We start from the raw sequence: 19,130 nt of genomic DNA, 5'->3' as shown, positions 1-19,130 counted from the left end.
ATCGCGCAAAAAATACGGACTTACAACCATTCAGCGTACGGACAGCCGGGTGCAGGGTGGTGACATGACACAGAAGCAACGCCCTCTCGGATCCGGTTTCACCGCGGCCTCGACGGCCGACGACGTGCTCAAGGGCATCGACCTGTCCGGTACGAACGTCGTCGTCACCGGCGGTCACGTCGGGCTCGGCCTGGAGATGACCCGGGCGCTCAGCAAGGCCGGCGCGTCCGTCACCGTCGGCTCACGCGACCCGGACCGCGCCGCGCCCGCGCTGGCCGGCATCGAGCGCGTCCAGGCCGACCGGCTGAACCTCCTCGACCCGGCGTCGATCGACGCCTTCGCCGCCCGCTACCTCGATTCCGGCCGGCCGCTCCACGTCCTGATCAACAGCGCGGGCATCATGGGCGGCCCACTGGTCCGGGACGCGCGCGGCTACGAGTCGCAGTTCGCGACCAATTATCTCGGCCACTTCCAGCTGACCCTCGGCCTGCTGCCCGCCCTGCGCGCCGCGCACGGTGCCCGGGTCGTCAACCTGACCTCCGGGGGCCATCGCCTCTCCGACATCCGCTGGGACGACCCGCACTTCACCACCGGCTATGACGGCATGCTCGCCTACGGCCAGTCCAAGACCGCCAACATCCTCTTCGCCGTCGAGTTGGACCGGCGCTGGGCCGACGCGGGGATCCGCGGCTATGCCGTGCACCCGGGCATCGTCATGGGCACGAACCTCGGGCCCTGGCTGGCCGAAGGCGAGAAGCGGACACCGTGGCTGAATGACGACGCGCTGCGGGCCATGGGACTGATCGACGAGTCCGGCCGGACGATCATCGACCCCCTGCGCGGGAAGAAGACGCCGCAGCAGGGCGCCGGCACCGGGGTGTTCGCCGCGACCAGCCCGCTGCTCGCCGACATCGGCGGGGTCTACCTGATGGACAACGACATCTCACCGCTGGGCACCCCGCAGCCCATCGACTTCGGCACCCACGACGACGTCCCGGCCGACGTCGTCCCCCATGCCCTCGACCCGGAGTCGGCCCGGCGACTCTGGGATCTGAGCGAGCGCCTGCTCCAGGGCTGACGACGGCCGCCGGCAGGTGGCTACTTGACCACGCGTCCGGTCGTCGGCCGGCCGTCCGAGGGCATGGCCATGCAGTAGACGGTCCTGTGGCGGGGCCAGTCATCCGGAGTGGGCCCAAACGCCCAAAGGCTGACTTTTCCTGCTTTGGACTCTTTGATCCGCAGTCTGGGCAGGCATCCGTTCTCCATGAGCCGGGTCATGTCCGCCGCCGGGTACGGCCCCTCGGGGAGGATGTACGTGGTGGCGAACTCGGCCGAGTGCGGCACGTCGCAGGGGACGACGGTCACGATGAACGTCTGGGGCAAGGGCTCGACGCAGTCGCCGGGACGTAACTCGGTGGCATGGAACTCCTGCGCACCGGGGACGGCGCTCTGCTGCGGTGGCGTCTCCGGGACGGGGGCCGGTGCCGCCTCGGCAGCCGTGGACGACGCCGACCGCGCCGATTCAGTCGCGCAGCCGGCGAGCGGGATGAGGAGGCATAAGGCCATCAGCGAGGTGCGAACCATGGCATACGAGGGTGGCGGCTTCAGATCACCTTGAGATCGCGAACGGGCCTCCAGCTGATGATCATCGGATCGGGGCGGTTGACACTTCAGATGAAAGTGGTCTATTACTTACATCTAGCGACAGAGAGCTGGCTGCGATGTTTCGCCAGTTCGTGGCCTCATAATAAAGCGGTCAACCGCTTCTATATCTGGCCGACTTCAGAGAAGGGTTCAGTGATGAGCAACACTCAGCAGGGCACCGACAGCGTCCGGGCTGCCGCGCAGCAGACGTTCAGGGACCACCTGGACCACCTGTCCTCCGGGCGGTTCGCCGAGTGGGTGGACCTGTTCGCCGAGGAGGGCGTGCTGGAGTTCCCCTACGCCCCGAAGGGCTACCCGGCCCAGGTCGCGGGCAAGCAGGACCTGCTCGTCCACCTGAAGAGCTTCTCCGAGAACTTCCGCGTGGAGTTCACCGACCTGCGCTTCCACGAGACCACCGACCCTTCGCTGGTCATCGCGGAGCTCAAGAGCGAGGGCGTCGCGCTGGAGACCGGCCGGCCCTACAACCAGACCTACATCTCCGTGGTCGAGACGAAGGACGGCAAGATCAGCCGGTACGTCGACTTCTGGAACCCCCAGGTGGCCGCCGAAGCCCTCGGCGGCGGAAACGACGACCTGGTCTCGGCGTTCAGCAACGACTGAAGACGTCCGTCACCCGGCGAGGGCAGCGGACAGGCCGCTCCGAAACGGACCAGCGGTTTGACGCCTCTGTACGGAGATTGGTTGATTACTTCTATGGACACCAGGACACGACAGCGTTCCACCGCCGAAGAGCGCCGGGCCACGGTCATGCGCACGGCGATCAAGGCGTTCGCCGAGCGCGGCTACTACGGGACCTCGACGATGGACGTGGCCAAGGCCGCGGGCATCTCGCAGGGCTACCTGTACCGGCTGTTCAAGGACAAAGAAACGCTGTTCGCGGCCCTGGTGGACTACTGCTCGGACCGCCTTCGGGAGTCCGTGGCCGCCGCGGCGGCGTCGGCGCGGAGCACCGATCCGGAGGCGGTCCTACGGGCGCTGACCGCCTCGTACGACGAGGTCATCGCCGACCGGGACGTGCTGATGATCCTCATGCATGCCCAGGGCTGCGCGGGTGAGCCGGTCATCGGCGAGGCGGTGCGCAGCTGCTACGCCAGGCAGGTCGAGTACATCCGCGCCGTCTCCGGCGCCTCCGACGAGCAGATCCGCCGCTACTTCGCGGACGCCCTGCTCAGCAATGTCGTGGTGGCGATCGACGCCGCCGCCGTCGACGCGCCCTGGGCGCGCACGCTGCGGGCCTAGCAGCCGGTCCTTATGGGAGCAGTCAACCGCTTACTCTGGTCTCGGCGCGTGCAGTGCGGTCAACCTGGCCTTCGAGCAGGCGGAAGCCGCAGAATCCGGCGATCGCCACGGCCTACTCGGCGGTGTAACTCGCCGAGGCCGGGTCGCCGGCGGAGCGCCGGATGGCGGCGAGGCCGGCCAGGGCGCGTGCCTCCACGAACGGGTAGGCGCCGTGCGCGATCACCATGCACTGCTCGAACCAGTGGGCGGCGGCCGTCGTGTCGCCGAGCGCGAGGTACGCCTGTGCCGCGGTGGCCGCGGTCTGCGCCGTGGCCTTCCTGTCGTGGACCACGATCGCCATGTCGTGCGCGCGCCTGGCCAGCTCCAGCGCGGTGGCGGCGTCGCCGCGCTGCCGGTGCAACTGGCTCAGCTCGTCCAGGGTGGACAGCTCGCCGCGCAGGTTCGCCCCCTTGCGGTAGGCCGCGAGCACGTCGTCGAGCAGCTCGGCGGCGCGCGCCTCCGCACCGAGCTGACGTAAGGCGCTCGCCAGGTTGCCCCGGTTGGCCAGCGCCGACGTCTCCCTGCCGGTCGCGACGTTGATCTCCAGCGCCGCGGTGAACAGCTCGGCGGCGTCCTCCAACTCGCCCTGGCACAGCCGCAGCACCCCGAGCCCGTTGAGCGCGACCGCCCGTACGTGGCCGAGCCGGTCGTCCTCGGTCAGCTCCAGCGCCCGGTGCAGCCGCTCCTCCGCGTCGATGAGCTTGCCCTGCTCCAGATAGTGCCATCCGATGTGATGGGACAGGTACGCCGAGGCCGTCGTCCAGCCGGAGGCGGCCGCGAGCCGCTCGCCGGCCAGGCAGTCGGACAGCGCCTCCTCGTCCCGGCCGACCGACCACAGCGCCTGGCCGCGGTTGATCAGCATCGCGGTCCGCGCGATGTCGTCGCCGGCGCTGACGGCCGCGTCCAGACCCGCCTCCGCCGCGGGCAGCCAGCCGTCGATGTGCCGGCGGATCAGGAAGTAGCCGCGGAGCTGGTCGGTGATCCGCCAGGACAGCGCGCGGTCGGCGGACCCGGCCGTGTGCCTGACGACCGCGACCAACGCGGGCAGCTCGGCGTCCAGCCAGGCGAGCGCGTCGGCCTCGGTGGCGAAGATCGTGTCCCGCTCCGCATGCGTGTCGAGCCGTACGAGCTGCGGGTACACCCACTCCATCGCGGCCGTCACCGCCTCGGTGTACCAGGTGTACAGCCGGGAGCGCGCGCTCTCGCCCTCGGTGTCGTCGGCGAGCAGCCGCCGGGCGTACAGGCCCAGCAGGTCATGGAACCGGTAGCGGTCCGTCGCGTACTGCATGAGCATGTTCGCCTCGAGCAGGTCCTCCAGCACGCGGTCGACGTCGGTCGGCGGCATCGCCAGCAGGACACCGGTGGTGTCGGCGGCGAAGTCGTCACCGGGGTGCAGGCTGCACAGCCGGAACGCGCGCTGCGCCGCGGCGCTCAGGTCGGCGTAGCTGAGCTGGAAGCTGGTGAGCACGCTGGACTCACCGGTGGACAGCTCGCTGAGCCGGCGGTTGTCGTCGTGCAGTCGGCGGGTCAGGTCGCCGATGGCCCACGCCTGCCGGGTGGCCAGTCGCGCGCTCGCGATGCGCAGCGCGAGCGGCAGCCGCGCGCACGCCTCGGCGAGCGCGCCGGCCGCGTCGGGATCGGCGTCGATCCGGTGCGATCCCGCGGTCGCGGCGATCAGCGCGATCGACTCCTCCGGGCCGAGCGGTTCGAGGTGCACGACGCTCGCACCGGCGAGGCCGAGCACCCGGCGCCGGCTGGTCACGATCAAGTCGCTGCGGCCCGCTCCCGGCAGCAGCGGCCGGACCTGGTCGGCGTCATGCGCGTTGTCCAGCAGCACCAGCATCCGCCGGTCGGCGAGCTCGCTGCGGAACAGCGCGGCCGCCTCGGCCTCGTCGGTCCCGATCTGCCTGCCCGGCACGCCCAGCGCGCGCAGGAACCGGCCGAGCACCTGCATCGGCTCCGGCGCGGTCGCGGTGGCGCCGCGCAGGTCGGCGTACAGCTGACCGTCGGGGTACTCCGCGCGCAACCGGTGCGCGGCGGCGAGCGCGAGCGCGGTCTTACCGACTCCGGCGATGCCGTCGATCATGACGATGCGGGGCGCGCTCGGTCCGGGCTCCTGGCCCGTCCTGGCGAGCGCGGCCTCGATCCTGGCCATGTGATCCACTCTGCCGACGAAGTCCGGCGGCGCGGCGGGCGCCTGCTGGATCGAGGTCCGTCCCCTCTTCCGCCGGGCGCGCCCCTCCTGCTGCCGGAGCACCGCGAGCTGGGCGGAGCGCAGCCGCTCACCGGGATCGATGCCGAGCTGGTCGGCGAGCGCGGACCGGATCCGGTCGTAGGCCGCGAGCGCCTCCGCCTGCCGGCCGCTCGCGGCCAGGGTCAGGATCAGCTGGGCGTGCAGCGGCTCGTCCAGCTCGCGCCGGTGCGCCAGCTCCCGCAGCGGTTTCAGCGCCCGTTCCGGCCGGCCGAGGTCGCGCGCCAGGGCGGCGAACGTCTGGACGGTGGTGGCGTACTCGCCGGCTATCGCGGTGTAGAGCGGGCTCGACGCCGGCCCCTCCGCGTCGATCTCGCCGCGCCACAGCGCGACGGCCTCGGCGAGCCGGCTCAACGCCTCCTCAGGAGTGTCGTACGCCGCCCGCGCGGTGAGATCGCGGAACGTCAGCAGGTCCAGCTGAGCGGCGGTGACCGTGAGCCGGTAGCCGGACTGGCCGCCGAGCAGCACGCTGTCGGAGTTCAGCAGCCGCCGTAATCGGGCGACGTGCGTGTGCAGCAGGGCCACCGGGTTCTGGGTTTCGCCGTGCGGCCACAGGAGGCCGATGAGCTCGTCCTGGCCGACCGCCGTACCGGCGCCGAGCGCGAGCCGCGCGAGCAGCGTGCGTTGCAGGTCGGAGCCGAGGGGCGCCTGGATGTCGCCGTGCCAGACCTCGATCGGGCCGAGCACCCGGATGCGCAGCGGGCCGCCGCGGATCGGACCGGCCTCGGCGAGCTGTGCGCGGTGGGCCTCGGCGGCGGCGTGCAGGTGCTCGACGTCCGGCCCGCTCAGCCCGAGCGCGGTGGCGATGGCCTGGACCGACTCCCGCTTCGGGCTCCTCGTCCGGCCCTGCTCCAGATCGCGGATCGCGCCCGCGCTCATGCCCGCCCGGTCGGCGAGTTGCCGTTGCGTCACTCCGGCGCGGCGGCGATGGGCTCGAAGCAGCCCGCCGAAGCTTGTCTCCGTCACTCGTGCCTGCACCGAGTGATCAGACTGGTGATCCACGACCTTCGGGGCACTGCCCGATCTTAGGTCAGGAAGACGCCAAGGCCCAGAGTGCCGGCAGGAGCACTCTGAGCCCGAGTTCTGTGGATGTGGCGCCGGCCTACTCAGATGCCTGGGCGCCCAGGAGCGACGTCATCCGCTGGGGACGGTCGCGACACCGAGGATACGGAAGGCCGCGACGCGGACGTTGCGGAGGCTGCCTTCGGGATGGACCGAGACCTTGGTGCCCGGTTCGAGCGCGTCGAGGACATTGCCGTCTCCTTCCCAGAAGGAGACGTGGCCGACGGCTTCGTCGGTCGTCTTGTAGAAGATCAGGTCGCCGACCTTCAGGTCCGCGTAGTCGACCGACTTGGCGTAGAACTTCGACGGGGACTGGTGGTCGTTGGCCCATCTCCACATGTCGACGGCACGGCGGACCGGCCAGCCGGGGAAGTTGCCGATCGGGTTGTAGGAGGTGTAGACCAGCCCCGAGCAGTCGAGGCCCGGGCGCTCCGGGGTGCCCTCGCCGCCGAGGACGTAGTCCACGCCCCGCTTGGCCATGGCGTTCTTGTGGCCGATCATGCTCCAGTTGTAGATCTCCCGCACCTCGGTGCAGTTGGTCCCCTGCGCGGTGGTCCCGTTCTGGACCTGCACCCTGAGGTGGTTGATGTTGGGGATGGAGGTGGGGTTCCAGTCGGACTTGAGGCCCACGTCATGGGTGCCGTTGCCGCTGTTGAGGGTGAAGAAGGTGTCGCCGCCGGGGAACTGGAAGGGCGCCGCGTCGTGGCCGGCGTCGTGGGCCTGGATCCGCAGCACCGGAGAGTAGTCGCTCGCCGTGCCGGTGTCGTCGACCCGCCAGCGGACGGTCACCTTGTCCCCGGCTTTCCAGTCGACCTGGATGAAGGCCCTGGCACCCGGGCATTCGACGGTGAGCGTGCCGCTCGGGTTGCTCAGGCCGTCGGCGGACGCGGGCGGCGCGGACGCGAAGACGGCACTGGAGACCGCGACGGCGAAGGTCACGAGCGACGTCATGATTCTGGGCTTCACGTGCTTCCTTTCCTGGCGGAGATGCCCTGCACCGTGGATCCCCGGTACGGGTCAGGTGCGGCTTGGTGAGAACGTTAGGAAGAGCCGCTGGCACGGCGCTGTCCGTACTCCGCCCGTACCGCCGCAGTACGCCACCCGTACCGGGCACGCGTCCGGCAGGGGGAAAAGGGACCGGTTCTCAGTTCGTCACGGTCACCTTGCGCTCGGGGTCGGACCGCCCGGCGTTGTAGCTGTCCTGCTTACGGAAGATCGCCCGTCGCCCTCCCGACGCCTGGGCGCGTTCCTTGATCGTGTATCCCCCGTTGCGGTCGGTCGTGTCGCCGGCCTGATTCGCGCCGTTCACCTGCAGCGTCACCGCGCGACCGCTGCCGAGTTTGCGCCAGCTGGTGCCGGACCAGAAATGGACGGTGCCGCCGTGCCTGACCGTCTTTCCTCTCCGCACCTTCGCCGGGTTCCGGCCGTGGGTCAGCTTGACGTCGCCCTCGGTGTGCGGGGCCGTCGAGGCGACCTCAGGGCCCCGGAAGGCGAGAAAGGCAGCGGTCCCCGGGAATTCCGCTCGCCAGAGTCCCGATTCCACCGCGGTGGCGGTGGCGGCGAAAAAGCCGCCTTCGCCGGTCTTCGTCTCTGTGATGACCCGCCAGGCGAATTCGTCCTCGGCCCGGAAGGACAGCAGGATGAGCTGCCCGTCGGGCAGTCCTGTCCACTCGTCCCGTCCGGCCGATCGTTCCAGCCGGCCGCCGAACGACAGCGGCTCGCCGGGCTCGACGGGCTCGGGTTGGACGGTGAAGTCCCGGATGCGGGTCTCGACGGTCTCGGCGCGGTCGGTGACGTCGAAGGCGGTCTCGGCGGTGTCGTCCTCGACCCGGACGCCGGCCCGCCACCTCCCGGCGCCGGCGTCGATCGTGGTCTCGGCCCGCCACTCCTGCTGGAAGACGCTCTCGCCCACCCGGGCGAACCTCAGCCTGAGGGCCTCACCGCCGGGGCCGTAGAGGACGCCGGTGACGGTGCTCCTGGGGCCGGTCTGGCTGGTCACGACGGTGATCGTGCAGGGCTCGCCGAGGAGCGCCGTGGGCGGGTCCACCTCGATGGACTCGATCTGGGCGTAGTAGCCGTCTCTCCGGAGCAGCCGGTCAAGGAACCTCATGGCTCAGCAGACCTCTCTGAACGGGATCTCGGGGATGTACCTCTGCCACGCCGCCCGGTCGAGCGACGCATGGGTACGCGCGCAGACCGCGTGCACGGCCGGCCCGGGGTCGATGGGGTAGGACTGGACGGTGCCGTCCGCGCCCACGCTGCGCAGCCAGTGGCCGTCATCGGTGTAGGCCAGGGCGAGAACCTCGTCGACGTGCGCCCGGTAGGAGTCGCCGACGGGGACCAGGCGGCCGGTGTCCCACAGGCGCACCGCGCCACCGGCGCCGCCCGTCGCCAGCAGGTTCCCTCCGGGGTCGAAGGCCAGCGCGACGACGCTGTCGAACTCGGCGGGATCCGGCCACAGCCGGCCCTGGGACGTGCCACCGGAGGCGTTCCACAGATCGACGCCGAACTGGTGGAACCCGGTGGCGACCCGGGACCCCGCGTACGCGATGGACCGGACCCCGTCGCGGCTGCCGCCGAAGGGCTTGTCCACGACGGCGTCGCCGCGCAGGTCCACCAGGGCACTGTCCAGGCCCCCGATGGCCAGGGCGCCGCCGTCAGGGCGGAAGGCCATGGCCCGGTCGCCGTCGCCGGGCAGGGTGCGGAGCCGGGTCCGGCTCGCGACGTCCCACAACTCGGCCGGCCCCTCGTCGGGCGAGGCGGCGAGCGTGCGCCCGTCGGGGCTGAACACCAGGCCGTCCACCGAGTCGCCGTGGGCCAGGCGCACGGTCGCGGCGGCGGCGCGGCGGCCGACGTCCCACAACGTCACCTGCCGCGAGTGGGCGGCACCGGCCGCCAGCCACCGGCCGTCCGGGCTGAAGGCCAGCACGGACGAGGAAGGCCCGCCGCGCAGCGGGCCGAGCGCCCGCCGGCGGGCCACGTCCCACAGCACCAGCCCGCCCTCGCCCTCGACGGCGGCGATCCGCGCGCCCGGCCCGAACGCCGCCCCCGCCACGGCCCGGGCCACCTTCAGCGGTCGCAGGTCGTACCCCAGGTCCAGGGTGACCACGGACCCGCGCCCGGTCAGGTAGACGATCCTGGTGCGGTCGCGGCTGAGCCGCGCCAAGGGCTTGCTCATCGTGTCGGCCAGCTTGTACGACAGCAGGGGAGCGGTGCCGGGCACTTCCCATACGCCCAGGCTGGCCCGGTCCGAGGCCACCAGCATCGTGCCGTCCCGGCTGTAGGACATCCAGCGCGCCGTCATCCCCTCGGCCTGGAGCCCCGGCCGGAACCGGCCCGCGGCCAGGTCCCAGACGCGCACCGCGCCGTCCACGCTCAGCGAGACGGTGCCCGCCGGGCCGAAGGCCACCCCGTCGGCCCGCCCGCCGTTCGGCTCACGCAGGCGCCGCCGGGCCCGTAAGTCCCAGAGCTGGTAACGGCGGTCGCTGGACACCAGCGCCGCCAGCCGGCCGTCCGGGGAGATCACCACGTTGTCCGCCAGGTCGTCGCGCACCCGGACCAGCGGCTTGCCGCCGGCGGCGGGCCAGACCCCGACGAGGTCTCCGGTGTTCACGCCCAGCAGCCGGTCGTCGGCGCTGAACACCAGGTCGATCGCCTGCTGCCGGAGGAGTTCGGTGGTGCGCCCGGTGGCCAGGTCGAGCACCCGGACGCCGTCGGCCCCGCTCACCGCCACCCGGCTCCGGTCATGGCTCAGCGCGATCGTCCGTACCCCCTGACCGAGGCCGCCGAGGTCGCGCAGCACGGCGCCGGTGGCCAGGTCCCGCAGCACGAGCCGGCCCTTGTCGGCCACGGCCTCGGCCTCGCCGTCGGCGCTCAGGTCGAACACCGCGTCGGCGCTGGTCAGAGGCGGTGACACCACGCTCACCTCCTTCTGCGCGAGCGAGCTGTACAGAGCCGCTCTCCCCTCGTCCACCGGCGAGACGCGCCAGGCGGCGACGCTCAGCGACCTCGCGAGCTCCGGCTGGGACGTGCGCAGCTCCTCCGCCAGCACGGCCGTCCTGCGGGCGATGGCCGTGTCACGTTCCCGCACGGCCGCGACCCGTTGATCGACGGCGACGCCCGCGGCGGCGACCGCCACGGCGAGCAGGACGGCCAGCACCGTGCTGACCTGACGGCGGCGGCGGGCGCGGACCCGGCTCAGGGCCAGTCCGGCGGCGAGGAAGGCGTTCTCGACCAGGTTCAGCGTGGCGTGGTGGCGGCCGGTCGCGGCCCAGCTGAGCGCCGCCTCCAGGGCGGTGCCCTGGTAGAGGTCGACCGGGCGGCGGCCGTGCTCGTCCCAGCGCTGCGCGGCCTCGCCCAACCGGCGATGGATCAGCAGTCCGTCGCGGTCGGCGTCGATCCACTCCCGCATCCGCGGCCAGGCCCGCAGGAGCGCGGCGTTGGCGAGCGACAGCGTGTCGCCGTCGCGCGCGACCAGCTCGGCGCGGGCGAAGCCGGCCAGCACCCGGTCCGCGTCCGCCGGGGAGATGACGCCGTCCTCCAGCTCCTCCGTGCGCACCTTCCTGAGCATGTCCTCCGCACCCTCGCCGGGCATGACCATCCGGAGCATGATCTGCGGCACCAGCGCCTGATCCTCCGAACGCAGCCGCTGGTAGATCCCCTCGGCGACCGACTCCAGCGGGGGCGGCGTCAGCTCGGCGGGCGGGCGTACCGACCCGGCCGCCCGGCTGCCCTCGGCCAGCAGCGCCTGTACCTCGGCGAGCTCGCCGAGCTCGCCGAGGTCGCCGACCAGGCCGAGCAGGAGCGCGCGGGCGGTCGGCCGGGCCTCGGGATCCTTCGCCATGGTCGCGGCCACGAGCGAGCGGAGCGGCTCCTCCAGCATCGACACGTCGGGGTCGGCGGCGAGGATCTGCTGGAACAGCGCCGCCAGGTTCTCGCCGGTGAACGGATCGTGTCCGGTCGCCGCGAACAGCATGACCGCTCCCCACGCCCACACGTCCACCGGCGGGCCCGCGCGCATGCCGACGACGCTCTCCGGCGCCATGAACGCGGGCGTGCCGGCCCCCTGACCTGTGGGCGTGAGCGACATCTCGGAGGTCCTGGCGATGCCGAAGTCGATCACGCGCGGGCCGTCGGGGCCGATGAGGACGTTGTCCGGTTTGAGGTCCCGGTGGATCACGCCGGCCTCATGGATCGCGGTCAGGGCGGTAGCGATCCCGGTGGCCAGCCGGTAGAGCTCGTCCGCCCCGTACGGGCCGCCGGTCTTGACGGCGCGGCGCAGGCTGGGGCCGCCGACGTACTCGCTGACGATGAACGGCCGGGCCGCGTCGAGCTCGACCGCCAGCACCCGCGCGGTGCAGAACGGGGAGACGCTGCGCGTCGCGGCGACCTCCTTGGCGAACCTGCGCCGCAGCTCAGCGCCCGCCCCCGGGTGCAGCACCTTGATCGCCACCCGCTGCCCGCTCGGGCCGTACCCCTCGTAGACGACGCCCTGGCCGCCCTCCCCGAGCCGCCCGGCGAGCCAGAACTCGCCGAGCTGACGCGGATCCCCCGCCAGGAGCGCCGATGACATGCTTCGATGGTGCGACGCTCCGCCGCGCACGCCAAGAGCCCAGGCGCCACCCGTCCGGGAGGGGCGCCGGCTAATCCACCTCCACCGCGGCCTCGGCGAACTGGGCGGAGTACAACGCGGCGTAGGCGCCGCCCGCGGCCAGCAGCGACTCGTGCGTGCCCTGCTCGACGATCCGCCCGTCCTCCATGACCAGGATCAGGCCGGCGTCGCGGATCGTGGACAGCCGGTGCGCGATGACGAAGCTGGTACGCCCCTCGCGCAGCGAGCTCATCGCCTGCTGGATGAGCACCTCGGTCCGGGTGTCGACCGAGCTGGTCGCCTCGTCCAGGATCAGGATCGCCGGCTCGGACAGGAACGCGCGGGCGATCGTGATCAGCTGCTTCTCGCCCGCGCTGACCGTCGCGCCCTCCTCGTCGATCACCGTGTCGTAGCCGTCGGGCAGCGTGTGCGCGATGCGGTCCACGTGGGCGGCCTCGGCGGCGGCCTCGATCCGGTCGAGCGTGGCGCCTTCCGCGCCGTAGCCGATGTTCTCCGCGATCGTGCCGCCGAACAGCCAGGTGTCCTGCAGCACCATGCCGAGGTTGGCGCGCAGCTCCTCCCTGGACATCTCGGCGATGTCGACGCCGTCGAGCGTGATGCGGCCGCCGGTCACCTCGTAGAAGCGCATGATGAGGTTGACCAGCGTCGTCTTGCCCGCTCCCGTGGGGCCGACGATGGCCACGGTCTGGCCGGGCTCCACGGTCAGCGACAGGTTCTCGATCAGCGGCCGGTCCGGCGCGTAGCGGAAGGACACGTTCTCGAACGCCACCCGGCCCCTGACCTGGGCCGGCCGCGCGGGCTCGGCGGGCTCGCCCGACTGCTCCGGAGCCTCCAGCAGCTCGAAGACCCGCTCGGCCGAGGCGACGCCCGACTGCACCAGGTTCGCCATCCCGGCCACCTGGGTCAGCGGCTGGCTGAACTGGCGTGAGTATTGGATGAAGGCCTGCACGTCGCCCAGCGAGATCGAGCCCGAGGCCACCTTGAACCCGCCCACCACGGCGACCAGCACATAGTTGAGGTTGCCGATGAACATCATGGCCGGCTGGATGAGACCGGAGATGAACTGGGCGCGGAAGCTGGAGGCGAACAGGGCCTCGTTGTGCTCGGCGAAGGTCACGGCGGCCTCCTCCTGCCTGCCGAACACCTTGACCAGCGTGTGCCCGCCGTACATCTCCTCGATGTGGCCGTTGAGCTTGCCCGTCGACGACCACTGCTCGATGAACTGCGGCTGCGACCGCTTGCCGATGATCGCGGTGACGTAGACCGACAGCGGCACCGTGATCAGCGCGATGAGCGCCAGGAGCGGCGAGATCCAGAACATCATCGCCAGCACGCCCACGACCGTCAGCAGCGACGTGATGAGCTGGCTCATCGTCTGTTGCAGCGTCTGCGCGATGTTGTCGGTGTCGTTGGTGGCGCGGCTGAGGATCTCACCGCGCGACTGGCTGTCGAAGTAGCTCAGCGGCAGCCGCGCCAGCTTGGCCTCGATCCGCTCGCGCAGCCGGAACGCCGCCCGCTGCACGATGGTCGTGGTCAGCCGGAACTGCACGATCCCGAGCAGCGCCGCGAGCAGGTAGATGGCCAGCACCCAGCCCAGCACCTGGGCCAGCGCGGTGAAGTCGATGCCGCGGCCGGGCACCACGCTCATCGACGACACCATGTCGGCGAACGTGCTCTGGCCGTCGGCGCGCAGCCCCGCCACGGCCTGCTCCTTGGTGCTCCCCGCGGGTAACTGGGCCCCGATGATGCCGGAGAAGATCAGGTCCGTGCCGTAGCCGAGGATCTTGGGGCCCGTCACGCTCAGCGCGACGCTGACCGTACCGAAGGCGAGGACGACGATCAGGAGCGCGCGCTCGGGGCGCAGCAGGCGCAGCAGGCGGCGGAGTGAGCCGCCGAAGTCGAGCGCCTTCTCGGCGGGTCCGGACATCATCGCGCCCGGGCCGAAGCCGCCGGGCGGGCGGCGCGGCGGCGCCTGGGTGCTCATGAGCCCTCCGTTGCCGGTCTCGTGACCTGGTTGATGACCTCGACAGGCGCGCTCATGCCGCGGCCTCCTGTTCGGTGAGCTGGGACAGCACGATCTCGCGATAGGTCGGGCAGGTGGTCATGAGCTCGGTGTGGGTGCCGGTGCCGACCACGCGGCCGGCGTCGAGGACGAGGATGCGGTCGGCGTCGCGGATGGTGTTGACCCGCTGGGCCACGATGACGAGCGTGGCGTCGGTGATCTCCGCGGCCAGTGCGGCGCGCAGCCGGGCGTCGGTGGCGTAGTCGAGGGCGGAGAAGGAGTCGTCGAACAGGTAGATCTCGGGGCGGTGCACCAGGGTCCTGGCGATGGCCAGGCGTTGGCGCTGACCACCGGAGACGTTCGTGCCGCCCTGGGAGATCGGCTCCTCCAGCCCGCCGGGCATCGCCTCGACGAACTCACGGGCCTGGGCCACCTCCAGCGCCTGCCACAGCTCCTCGTCGGTCGCGTCCGGCCTGCCGTACCTCAGGTTGGAGGCGACGGTGCCGGAGAAGAGGTAGGGCGACTGCGGGACCAGGCCGACCGCCCGGGACAGCGTGGCCGGATCGAGGTCGCGCACGTTGACGCCGTCGACCAGCACCTCGCCCTCGGTCGCGTCGAACAGGCGGGGGACGAGGTTGAGCAGCGTCGTCTTGCCGCTGCCGGTGCTGCCGATGATCGCGGTGGTACGGCCGGGCCGCGCCACCAGGCTCACGTCGCACAACACCGGCTCCTCGGCGCCCGGGTAACGGAAGTCCACCGACCGCAACTCCAGCTCGCCGAGATGTCGATCCGGGGTGACCGGGTCCGCCGGCGGGTGGACGGTCGGCTCGGCGCCGAGCACCTCCTCGATGCGCTCGGCGCAGACCTCGGCCCGCGGGATCATCATGAACATGAACATCGCCATCATCACCGACATGAGAATCTGCATCAGGTAGGAGATGACCGCGGTCAGCGCGCCCACCTGCATGGACCCGTCGGCGATGCGATGGCCGCCGAACCACACCACGGCGACGCTGGACACGTTCACCACCAGCATGACCGAGGGGAACATCAGCGCCATCAGCCGCCCGACCCGCAGCGACACGTCGGTCAGCTGCTCGTTGGCCTCGCCGAAGCGCTCCCGCTCGTGCTTGTCGCGAACGAAGGCCCTGATCACCCGGATGCCGGTGATCTGCTCGCGGAGCACCTGGTTGATCCGGTCGATGCGCTCCTGCATCATGCGGAAGTGCGGGCGCATCCGCATCACGATCAGCCCCACGATGACGACCATCACGGGCAGCACGACGAGCAGCAGCGACGACAGCGCCGCGTCCTGGCGCAGCGCCAGCACGATGCCGCCGACGCACATGATCGGCGCGGCCACCATCATCGTGAACGTCATCAGCACGAGCAGCTGGACCTGCTGCACGTCATTGGTGGTCCGGGTGATCAGGGACGGCGCGCCGAACCGGTTGACCTCCTGGGCGGAGAAGTCCTGCACCCGGTGGAAGACCGCGGCCCGCAGGTCCCTGCCCAGCGCCATCGAGATCAGGGCGGCGTAGTACACGGCCACGAACGAGCAGGCGATCTGGACGAGCGTCACACCGAGCATCACCAGCCCGAGGCGCGCGATGTAACCGGTGTCGCCCTTGACGACGCCGTCGTCGATGATGTCGGCGTTCAGTGTGGGGAGATAGAGCGTGGCCAGCGTCTGGACGAACTGGAAGAGGACGACGAGCGCGATCTCTTTCCCGTACGGCCTGAGCTGGACCCGCAGGAGGCGGAGCAGCATCAGCGGAGGCTTTCTGTCGGAGGGGTGGAGGAGGGGCGCACGAGCAGCCCGTCGAGCAGCACGGAGACGATCTCCTCGTCGTCCATGTCGCCGAACTCGCCGGCCTGGCAGAAGCTACGGTCCACGCTCACCGTGATCAGCATGAGCAGCAGCTGCGCCGTGGCCTCGGGAGAGCGGCGCAGCCGGTCGCGATCGGGCTTGACCAGGAGGGCGATCCCGGCCGCCAGGTGACGCCGGCCGTCCATCATCCGCTCGCGGAACTCGGCGTCATCGGCCATCAGCTCTCTGGGCGCGGCGATGAGGTTGGCGTTGGCGCTCATCCCCGTCCGCAACATCGTGACCGCCTCGCGCAGCCGCGCGCGCAGCCCGCCCCGCAGGTCGATGGCCGCCAGCGCGTCCACCACCGGCTGCGGGTCGAACGCGCTCATCAGTGCCGCCCGCAGCAACGAGGCCTTGTCGGGGAAAACACCGAAAATCGTCCCCTCGGCCACGCCCGCGGCCTCGGCGATCTGGCGAGTGCTCACCGCGGTGCCGCACTCGCGCATCAGGGGGAGCGTGGCGGCGATGAGTGCGGCCCGGCGGTCTTGCGGGGCCATGGCCGGCACCCGTCGCCTTCTTGTCACGCGGGACACCCTAATGAGCGAGCACTCACTCGTTCAAATGGTTTTTGCCCGCCCGGTGCGGCGCGGCCCGGTCAGGGTGTCGTCCCGCCTGTGGGATGGCCTTGGCCAGGGGGTGTCTCCCGCAGTGGGATGGCCTCGGGGTCAGTTCCTCCGCAGTGTCTGGGAGATCCTGTGGCCGGGGTCGCGTGGGTCCGCCGAGCTCACCTCCAGGGTGTCGCCGTCCGCGCTGAGGGTGAACGTGGCCGCGCCCCACTCGAAGTCGCAGTTCTGGCCGCCGGAGCCGTAGATCCAGCGGATCTCGCCCGTGTAGGTCGGTGACTTCCCGGACAGGTGCACCTCCGCGCCGCCCATGGGGAAGGTGCAGCCGGAGTTGGGCTCCACCCAGTCGGACCCGTACCGGGTGCCCTCGTAGGAACCGCCGCCCAGGTCCTGGAAGTCCAGGTATCCGTTCCACCTGCCGGACAGGTCGGGCGGCGGCTTCGGGGTGACGGTCAGCTGGGTCCTCGCGGTCCGGTCGCCGGTCCGGCCCGTGACGGTCAGGGAGAACGTGCCCGGTTCGGCGGGTGCGTCGCCGCGCAGCGTCACCTCGCCGCCTCCGCCGGCGACGGCCGTGGCGACGGAAGCGGTCCCGAGCGTGAGCCGTACGGTCTCGTCCGCGTCGAATCCCGTCGCGACCACCTCGAACGCCGCCTCTGCCACCACCGACGACGGCGCGCGGGTGAACCGGATCTCGGGTGCGGGGCGCTCCCGTACGGTGAGCGTGGCACCGGCGCGCCGGCCGGGGGTCCTTCCCTGGGCGGTGATGGTGTACTGACCGGCCGCGAGGTCGGCGGGGACGGCGTCAGGCAGCACCGCGACGCCCTTGCCGTCGGCGGTGCGGACGCCGAGTTCGCCGCCGCCGCCCGGCCCGGCCCAGGAGAACGTGACCTCCTCGCCGGGCTCGAACCGCGTGGCGCGGGCGTCGACCGAGCCACCGCTGTCGATGCTGCCGTCCGAGAGGGTCAGCCGGGGGATCGTGGGACGCGGCGTTGTGACCGGGTCGCGCCCCGGGTCTTGCGGGGTGCCCGGCCCCTGGTCCCGGGTGGTGCCCGGTCCTTGGTCTCGGGTGGTGCCCGGTCCTTGGTCTCGGGTGGTGCCCGGTCCTTGGTCTCGGGTGGTGTCCGGCCCTGGGTCGAGCTGGTTCGGGCGGAAGGTGTCGGTCGGCGGGCGGCCGGTGACGGAGGGTTGCGGCTGAGCCGCGAGTGGGGTGATGACCGTGGCCGGCGGTTCGGCGGTGACGGGGCCGGTGAGGCGGACGCCGATGACGGCGACCGCCGTCACCGCCATGGTGGTGGCGACCGCGATCGCCATGGTCTGCGCGCTGAAGACGGATCCGCCCTTGCCCAGGGACGCGAGCGCCCCGGCGGCGCCGATCCCGCCCCCGCCGAGCCCCAGCAGCAGGCCGAGGGCGCGCTTGCGTGCCTTCTCCTCGTCCTCGAAGTAAGCCACGTCGTCGTCCGCGCCGGCGTTCCTCGCCGCGGTCAGGCCGAGGGCGAGAACCTGGCCCCAGGCGCCCCAGCGCAGGGAGTGGCCGAGCAGCGGCGCCGCGGCCCGCGCCAGGGCCCGCGCGGGATCGTGCGCCTCCGCCCGCACCGCCTCCCGCAGCACGGCGACGACGACGGCGGCGCTCGCCGCCACCTCGGCGCGGGCAGCCGCCCGGACCCAGACGGCGAGCCGGGTGGCGTAACCGGCCACGTCCTGCCTGCCGCGCGGGACGGACATGCCGCGCGGGACGGACACGCCGCCCGTGCTTCGCGGGACGGGCGTGCCATCCGTGCCGCGTGGGACGGACTTACCACCTGTGCCACGCGGCACGGACGTGCCGTTCGACAGGGTGTGGGCGGGGCCGGCGGGTTCGGCCAGGCGCAGCCGCCGTAGCTTGGCGAGCGCGGCGTCCGCCGCGTCCGTGGAGGGGAGGGCGGCCAGGGCGGCGAGCGCCGGTACGGAGACCGGCACGCCGGGAAAGGCGGCCAGCGCACGGGCCGCCGCCGACGCGTCGCCGTCCAGGGACGCGACCAGGGCGCGGGCGGCGGTGTCCGGATCGGCCGCCACGGACAGCACCCCGGACGCGCGCATCAGGGCGGCCGTCTGGAGGAGCGTCCTCGGGTGGCCGTTCGCGGCCCGGCACAGCTCCCCGATGGCGGCGGCCTCCTGCCCGGTCACGGCGCCGGCCGGGTCCGAGGCGGTGCCGGCCGCCTCGGCCGTGGTCAGGGCGATGGCGTCGGCCTCCGCCAGCCCGCTGAGCGAAAGGACGTGGGCCTCCGCGCCCAGGAGCCGCCGGGTCGAGGACAGGAGCAGGCCGACGCCGGGGATGGCGTCGAGCAGTTTCTCCAGCGACTCGGCCGAGCCCTCGTAGCCGTCGATCACGACGAGCGCCTGTACCTTGCCCATCAGCTGGCGCAGCCGCTTGGGCGGCGGCAGGTAGCCGGGACTGTCGTAGCAGGCCTCGAACAGCTCCTGGACGATGTCCTCGCTCTCCAGCCCGGCGGCCGACAGGTACACGACGTCCTCGCCGGCGTCCGCCGCCTCGCGGGCGATCCGGCTCAGTACGGCTGACTTGCCGATGCCCGGCGGCCCGTAGACCAGCACGGGCGCGCCGCGCTCGGCGAGCCGGCCGCGGATCCGCGCCAGGTCGAGGTCCCGGCCGATGAGGTTCCCGGTGCTCTGCGGCAGCCGGCGTGGGTCGGGACGCTCCCGCCTGCGCACCGGGATCGGGCCGCCCTCGCGCTCGGCGAGGACCGTACGCTCCTCGATATAAGTGATGGTGGTGTTCGCCGATGAACAGGGCACCGTTGTTGTCGCCGCCGACGCTCACCTGGATGTTTCGC

General features: G+C 71.9%; 12 protein-coding genes. 3 read left to right on the top strand and 9 right to left on the bottom strand.

The window, feature by feature from the left end:
* Positions 1-64 precede the first annotated feature (64 nt).
* The gene (locus tag OHA68_RS12510) at positions 65-1,078 is read left to right on the top strand and encodes an SDR family NAD(P)-dependent oxidoreductase (protein ID WP_327107786.1); all 1,014 of its coding nucleotides are present in this window, start codon (positions 65-67) and stop codon (positions 1,076-1,078) included.
* A gap of 20 nt (positions 1,079-1,098) precedes the next feature.
* Here OHA68_RS12510 and OHA68_RS12505 read toward each other — a convergent pair whose 3' ends face one another.
* On the bottom strand, positions 1,099-1,584 hold the full coding sequence (locus tag OHA68_RS12505) for a hypothetical protein (RefSeq protein ID WP_327107785.1): 486 nt from the start codon (positions 1,582-1,584) through the stop codon (positions 1,099-1,101).
* A 216-nt stretch (positions 1,585-1,800) separates the two neighbouring features.
* Between OHA68_RS12505 and OHA68_RS12500 the strand changes: the two genes are divergently transcribed.
* Positions 1,801-2,265, top strand: coding sequence for a nuclear transport factor 2 family protein (locus tag OHA68_RS12500; RefSeq protein WP_327107784.1), 465 nt, complete (start codon positions 1,801-1,803; stop codon positions 2,263-2,265).
* A gap of 93 nt (positions 2,266-2,358) precedes the next feature.
* Positions 2,359-2,904: a TetR/AcrR family transcriptional regulator gene (locus tag OHA68_RS12495; RefSeq protein ID WP_327107783.1), complete on the top strand. Its 546-nt coding sequence runs from the start codon at positions 2,359-2,361 to the stop codon at positions 2,902-2,904.
* A 112-nt stretch (positions 2,905-3,016) separates the two neighbouring features.
* Here OHA68_RS12495 and OHA68_RS12490 read toward each other — a convergent pair whose 3' ends face one another.
* The 8 genes from OHA68_RS12490 to OHA68_RS12455 all read right to left on the bottom strand — a co-directional run bounded on the left by OHA68_RS12490 (position 3,017) and on the right by OHA68_RS12455 (position 19,092).
* Positions 3,017-6,160, bottom strand: coding sequence for a BTAD domain-containing putative transcriptional regulator (locus tag OHA68_RS12490; RefSeq protein WP_327107782.1), 3,144 nt, complete (start codon positions 6,158-6,160; stop codon positions 3,017-3,019).
* A gap of 168 nt (positions 6,161-6,328) precedes the next feature.
* Positions 6,329-7,207 (bottom strand): C40 family peptidase, encoded by an 879-nt coding sequence (locus OHA68_RS12485; protein ID WP_327107781.1) that lies wholly within the window; start codon positions 7,205-7,207, stop codon positions 6,329-6,331.
* Between the two features lie 193 nt (positions 7,208-7,400).
* Positions 7,401-8,366, bottom strand: a complete 966-nt coding sequence (locus OHA68_RS12480; protein ID WP_327107780.1) for a hypothetical protein — start codon at positions 8,364-8,366, stop codon at positions 7,401-7,403.
* A gap of 3 nt (positions 8,367-8,369) precedes the next feature.
* On the bottom strand, positions 8,370-11,828 hold the full coding sequence (locus OHA68_RS12475; RefSeq protein WP_327107779.1) for a serine/threonine-protein kinase: 3,459 nt from the start codon (positions 11,826-11,828) through the stop codon (positions 8,370-8,372).
* Between the two features lie 70 nt (positions 11,829-11,898).
* Complete coding sequence (locus OHA68_RS12470; RefSeq protein WP_327107778.1) at positions 11,899-13,851, bottom strand: ABC transporter ATP-binding protein; 1,953 nt, start codon at positions 13,849-13,851, stop codon at positions 11,899-11,901.
* Between the two features lie 52 nt (positions 13,852-13,903).
* Entirely contained in the window at positions 13,904-15,640 is a 1,737-nt protein-coding gene (locus OHA68_RS12465; RefSeq protein ID WP_327107777.1) for an ABC transporter ATP-binding protein, read from the bottom strand.
* The gene (locus OHA68_RS12460; protein WP_327107776.1) at positions 15,640-16,236 is read right to left on the bottom strand and encodes a TetR/AcrR family transcriptional regulator; all 597 of its coding nucleotides are present in this window, start codon (positions 16,234-16,236) and stop codon (positions 15,640-15,642) included. Before OHA68_RS12460 ends, OHA68_RS12465 begins: the two co-directional genes overlap by 1 nt.
* A 168-nt stretch (positions 16,237-16,404) precedes the next feature.
* A complete protein-coding gene (locus tag OHA68_RS12455; RefSeq protein WP_327107775.1) occupies positions 16,405-19,092 on the bottom strand; it encodes a hypothetical protein in 2,688 nt (895 codons plus the stop codon).
* Positions 19,093-19,130: the final 38 nt, after the last annotated feature.

Source organism: Nonomuraea glycinis (assembly GCF_035920485.1).
In the GTDB taxonomy this organism is placed as follows: Bacteria; Actinomycetota; Actinomycetes; order Streptosporangiales; family Streptosporangiaceae; genus Nonomuraea; species Nonomuraea glycinis.
The sequence above is the reverse complement of the archived record's forward strand: the minus strand, read 5'-3'. Positions and strand labels throughout refer to the sequence as shown.

Bases quoted from the DNA above. Each gene is read 5' to 3' on its own strand.
- OHA68_RS12505 (WP_327107785.1), bottom strand. From the start codon at position 1,584: ATGGTTCGCACCTCGCTGATGGCCTTATGCCTCCTCATCCCGCTCGCC.
- OHA68_RS12485 (WP_327107781.1), bottom strand. From the start codon at position 7,207: ATGACGTCGCTCGTGACCTTCGCCGTCGCGGTCTCCAGTGCCGTCTTC.
- OHA68_RS12510 (WP_327107786.1), top strand. From the start codon at position 65: ATGACACAGAAGCAACGCCCTCTCGGATCCGGTTTCACCGCGGCCTCG.
- OHA68_RS12495 (WP_327107783.1), top strand. From the start codon at position 2,359: ATGGACACCAGGACACGACAGCGTTCCACCGCCGAAGAGCGCCGGGCC.
- OHA68_RS12480 (WP_327107780.1), bottom strand. From the start codon at position 8,366: ATGAGGTTCCTTGACCGGCTGCTCCGGAGAGACGGCTACTACGCCCAG.
- OHA68_RS12500 (WP_327107784.1), top strand. From the start codon at position 1,801: ATGAGCAACACTCAGCAGGGCACCGACAGCGTCCGGGCTGCCGCGCAG.
- OHA68_RS12460 (WP_327107776.1), bottom strand. From the start codon at position 16,236: ATGGCCCCGCAAGACCGCCGGGCCGCACTCATCGCCGCCACGCTCCCC.
- OHA68_RS12465 (WP_327107777.1), bottom strand. From the start codon at position 15,640: ATGCTGCTCCGCCTCCTGCGGGTCCAGCTCAGGCCGTACGGGAAAGAG.
- OHA68_RS12470 (WP_327107778.1), bottom strand. From the start codon at position 13,851: ATGAGCACCCAGGCGCCGCCGCGCCGCCCGCCCGGCGGCTTCGGCCCG.
- OHA68_RS12475 (WP_327107779.1), bottom strand. From the start codon at position 11,828: ATGTCATCGGCGCTCCTGGCGGGGGATCCGCGTCAGCTCGGCGAGTTC.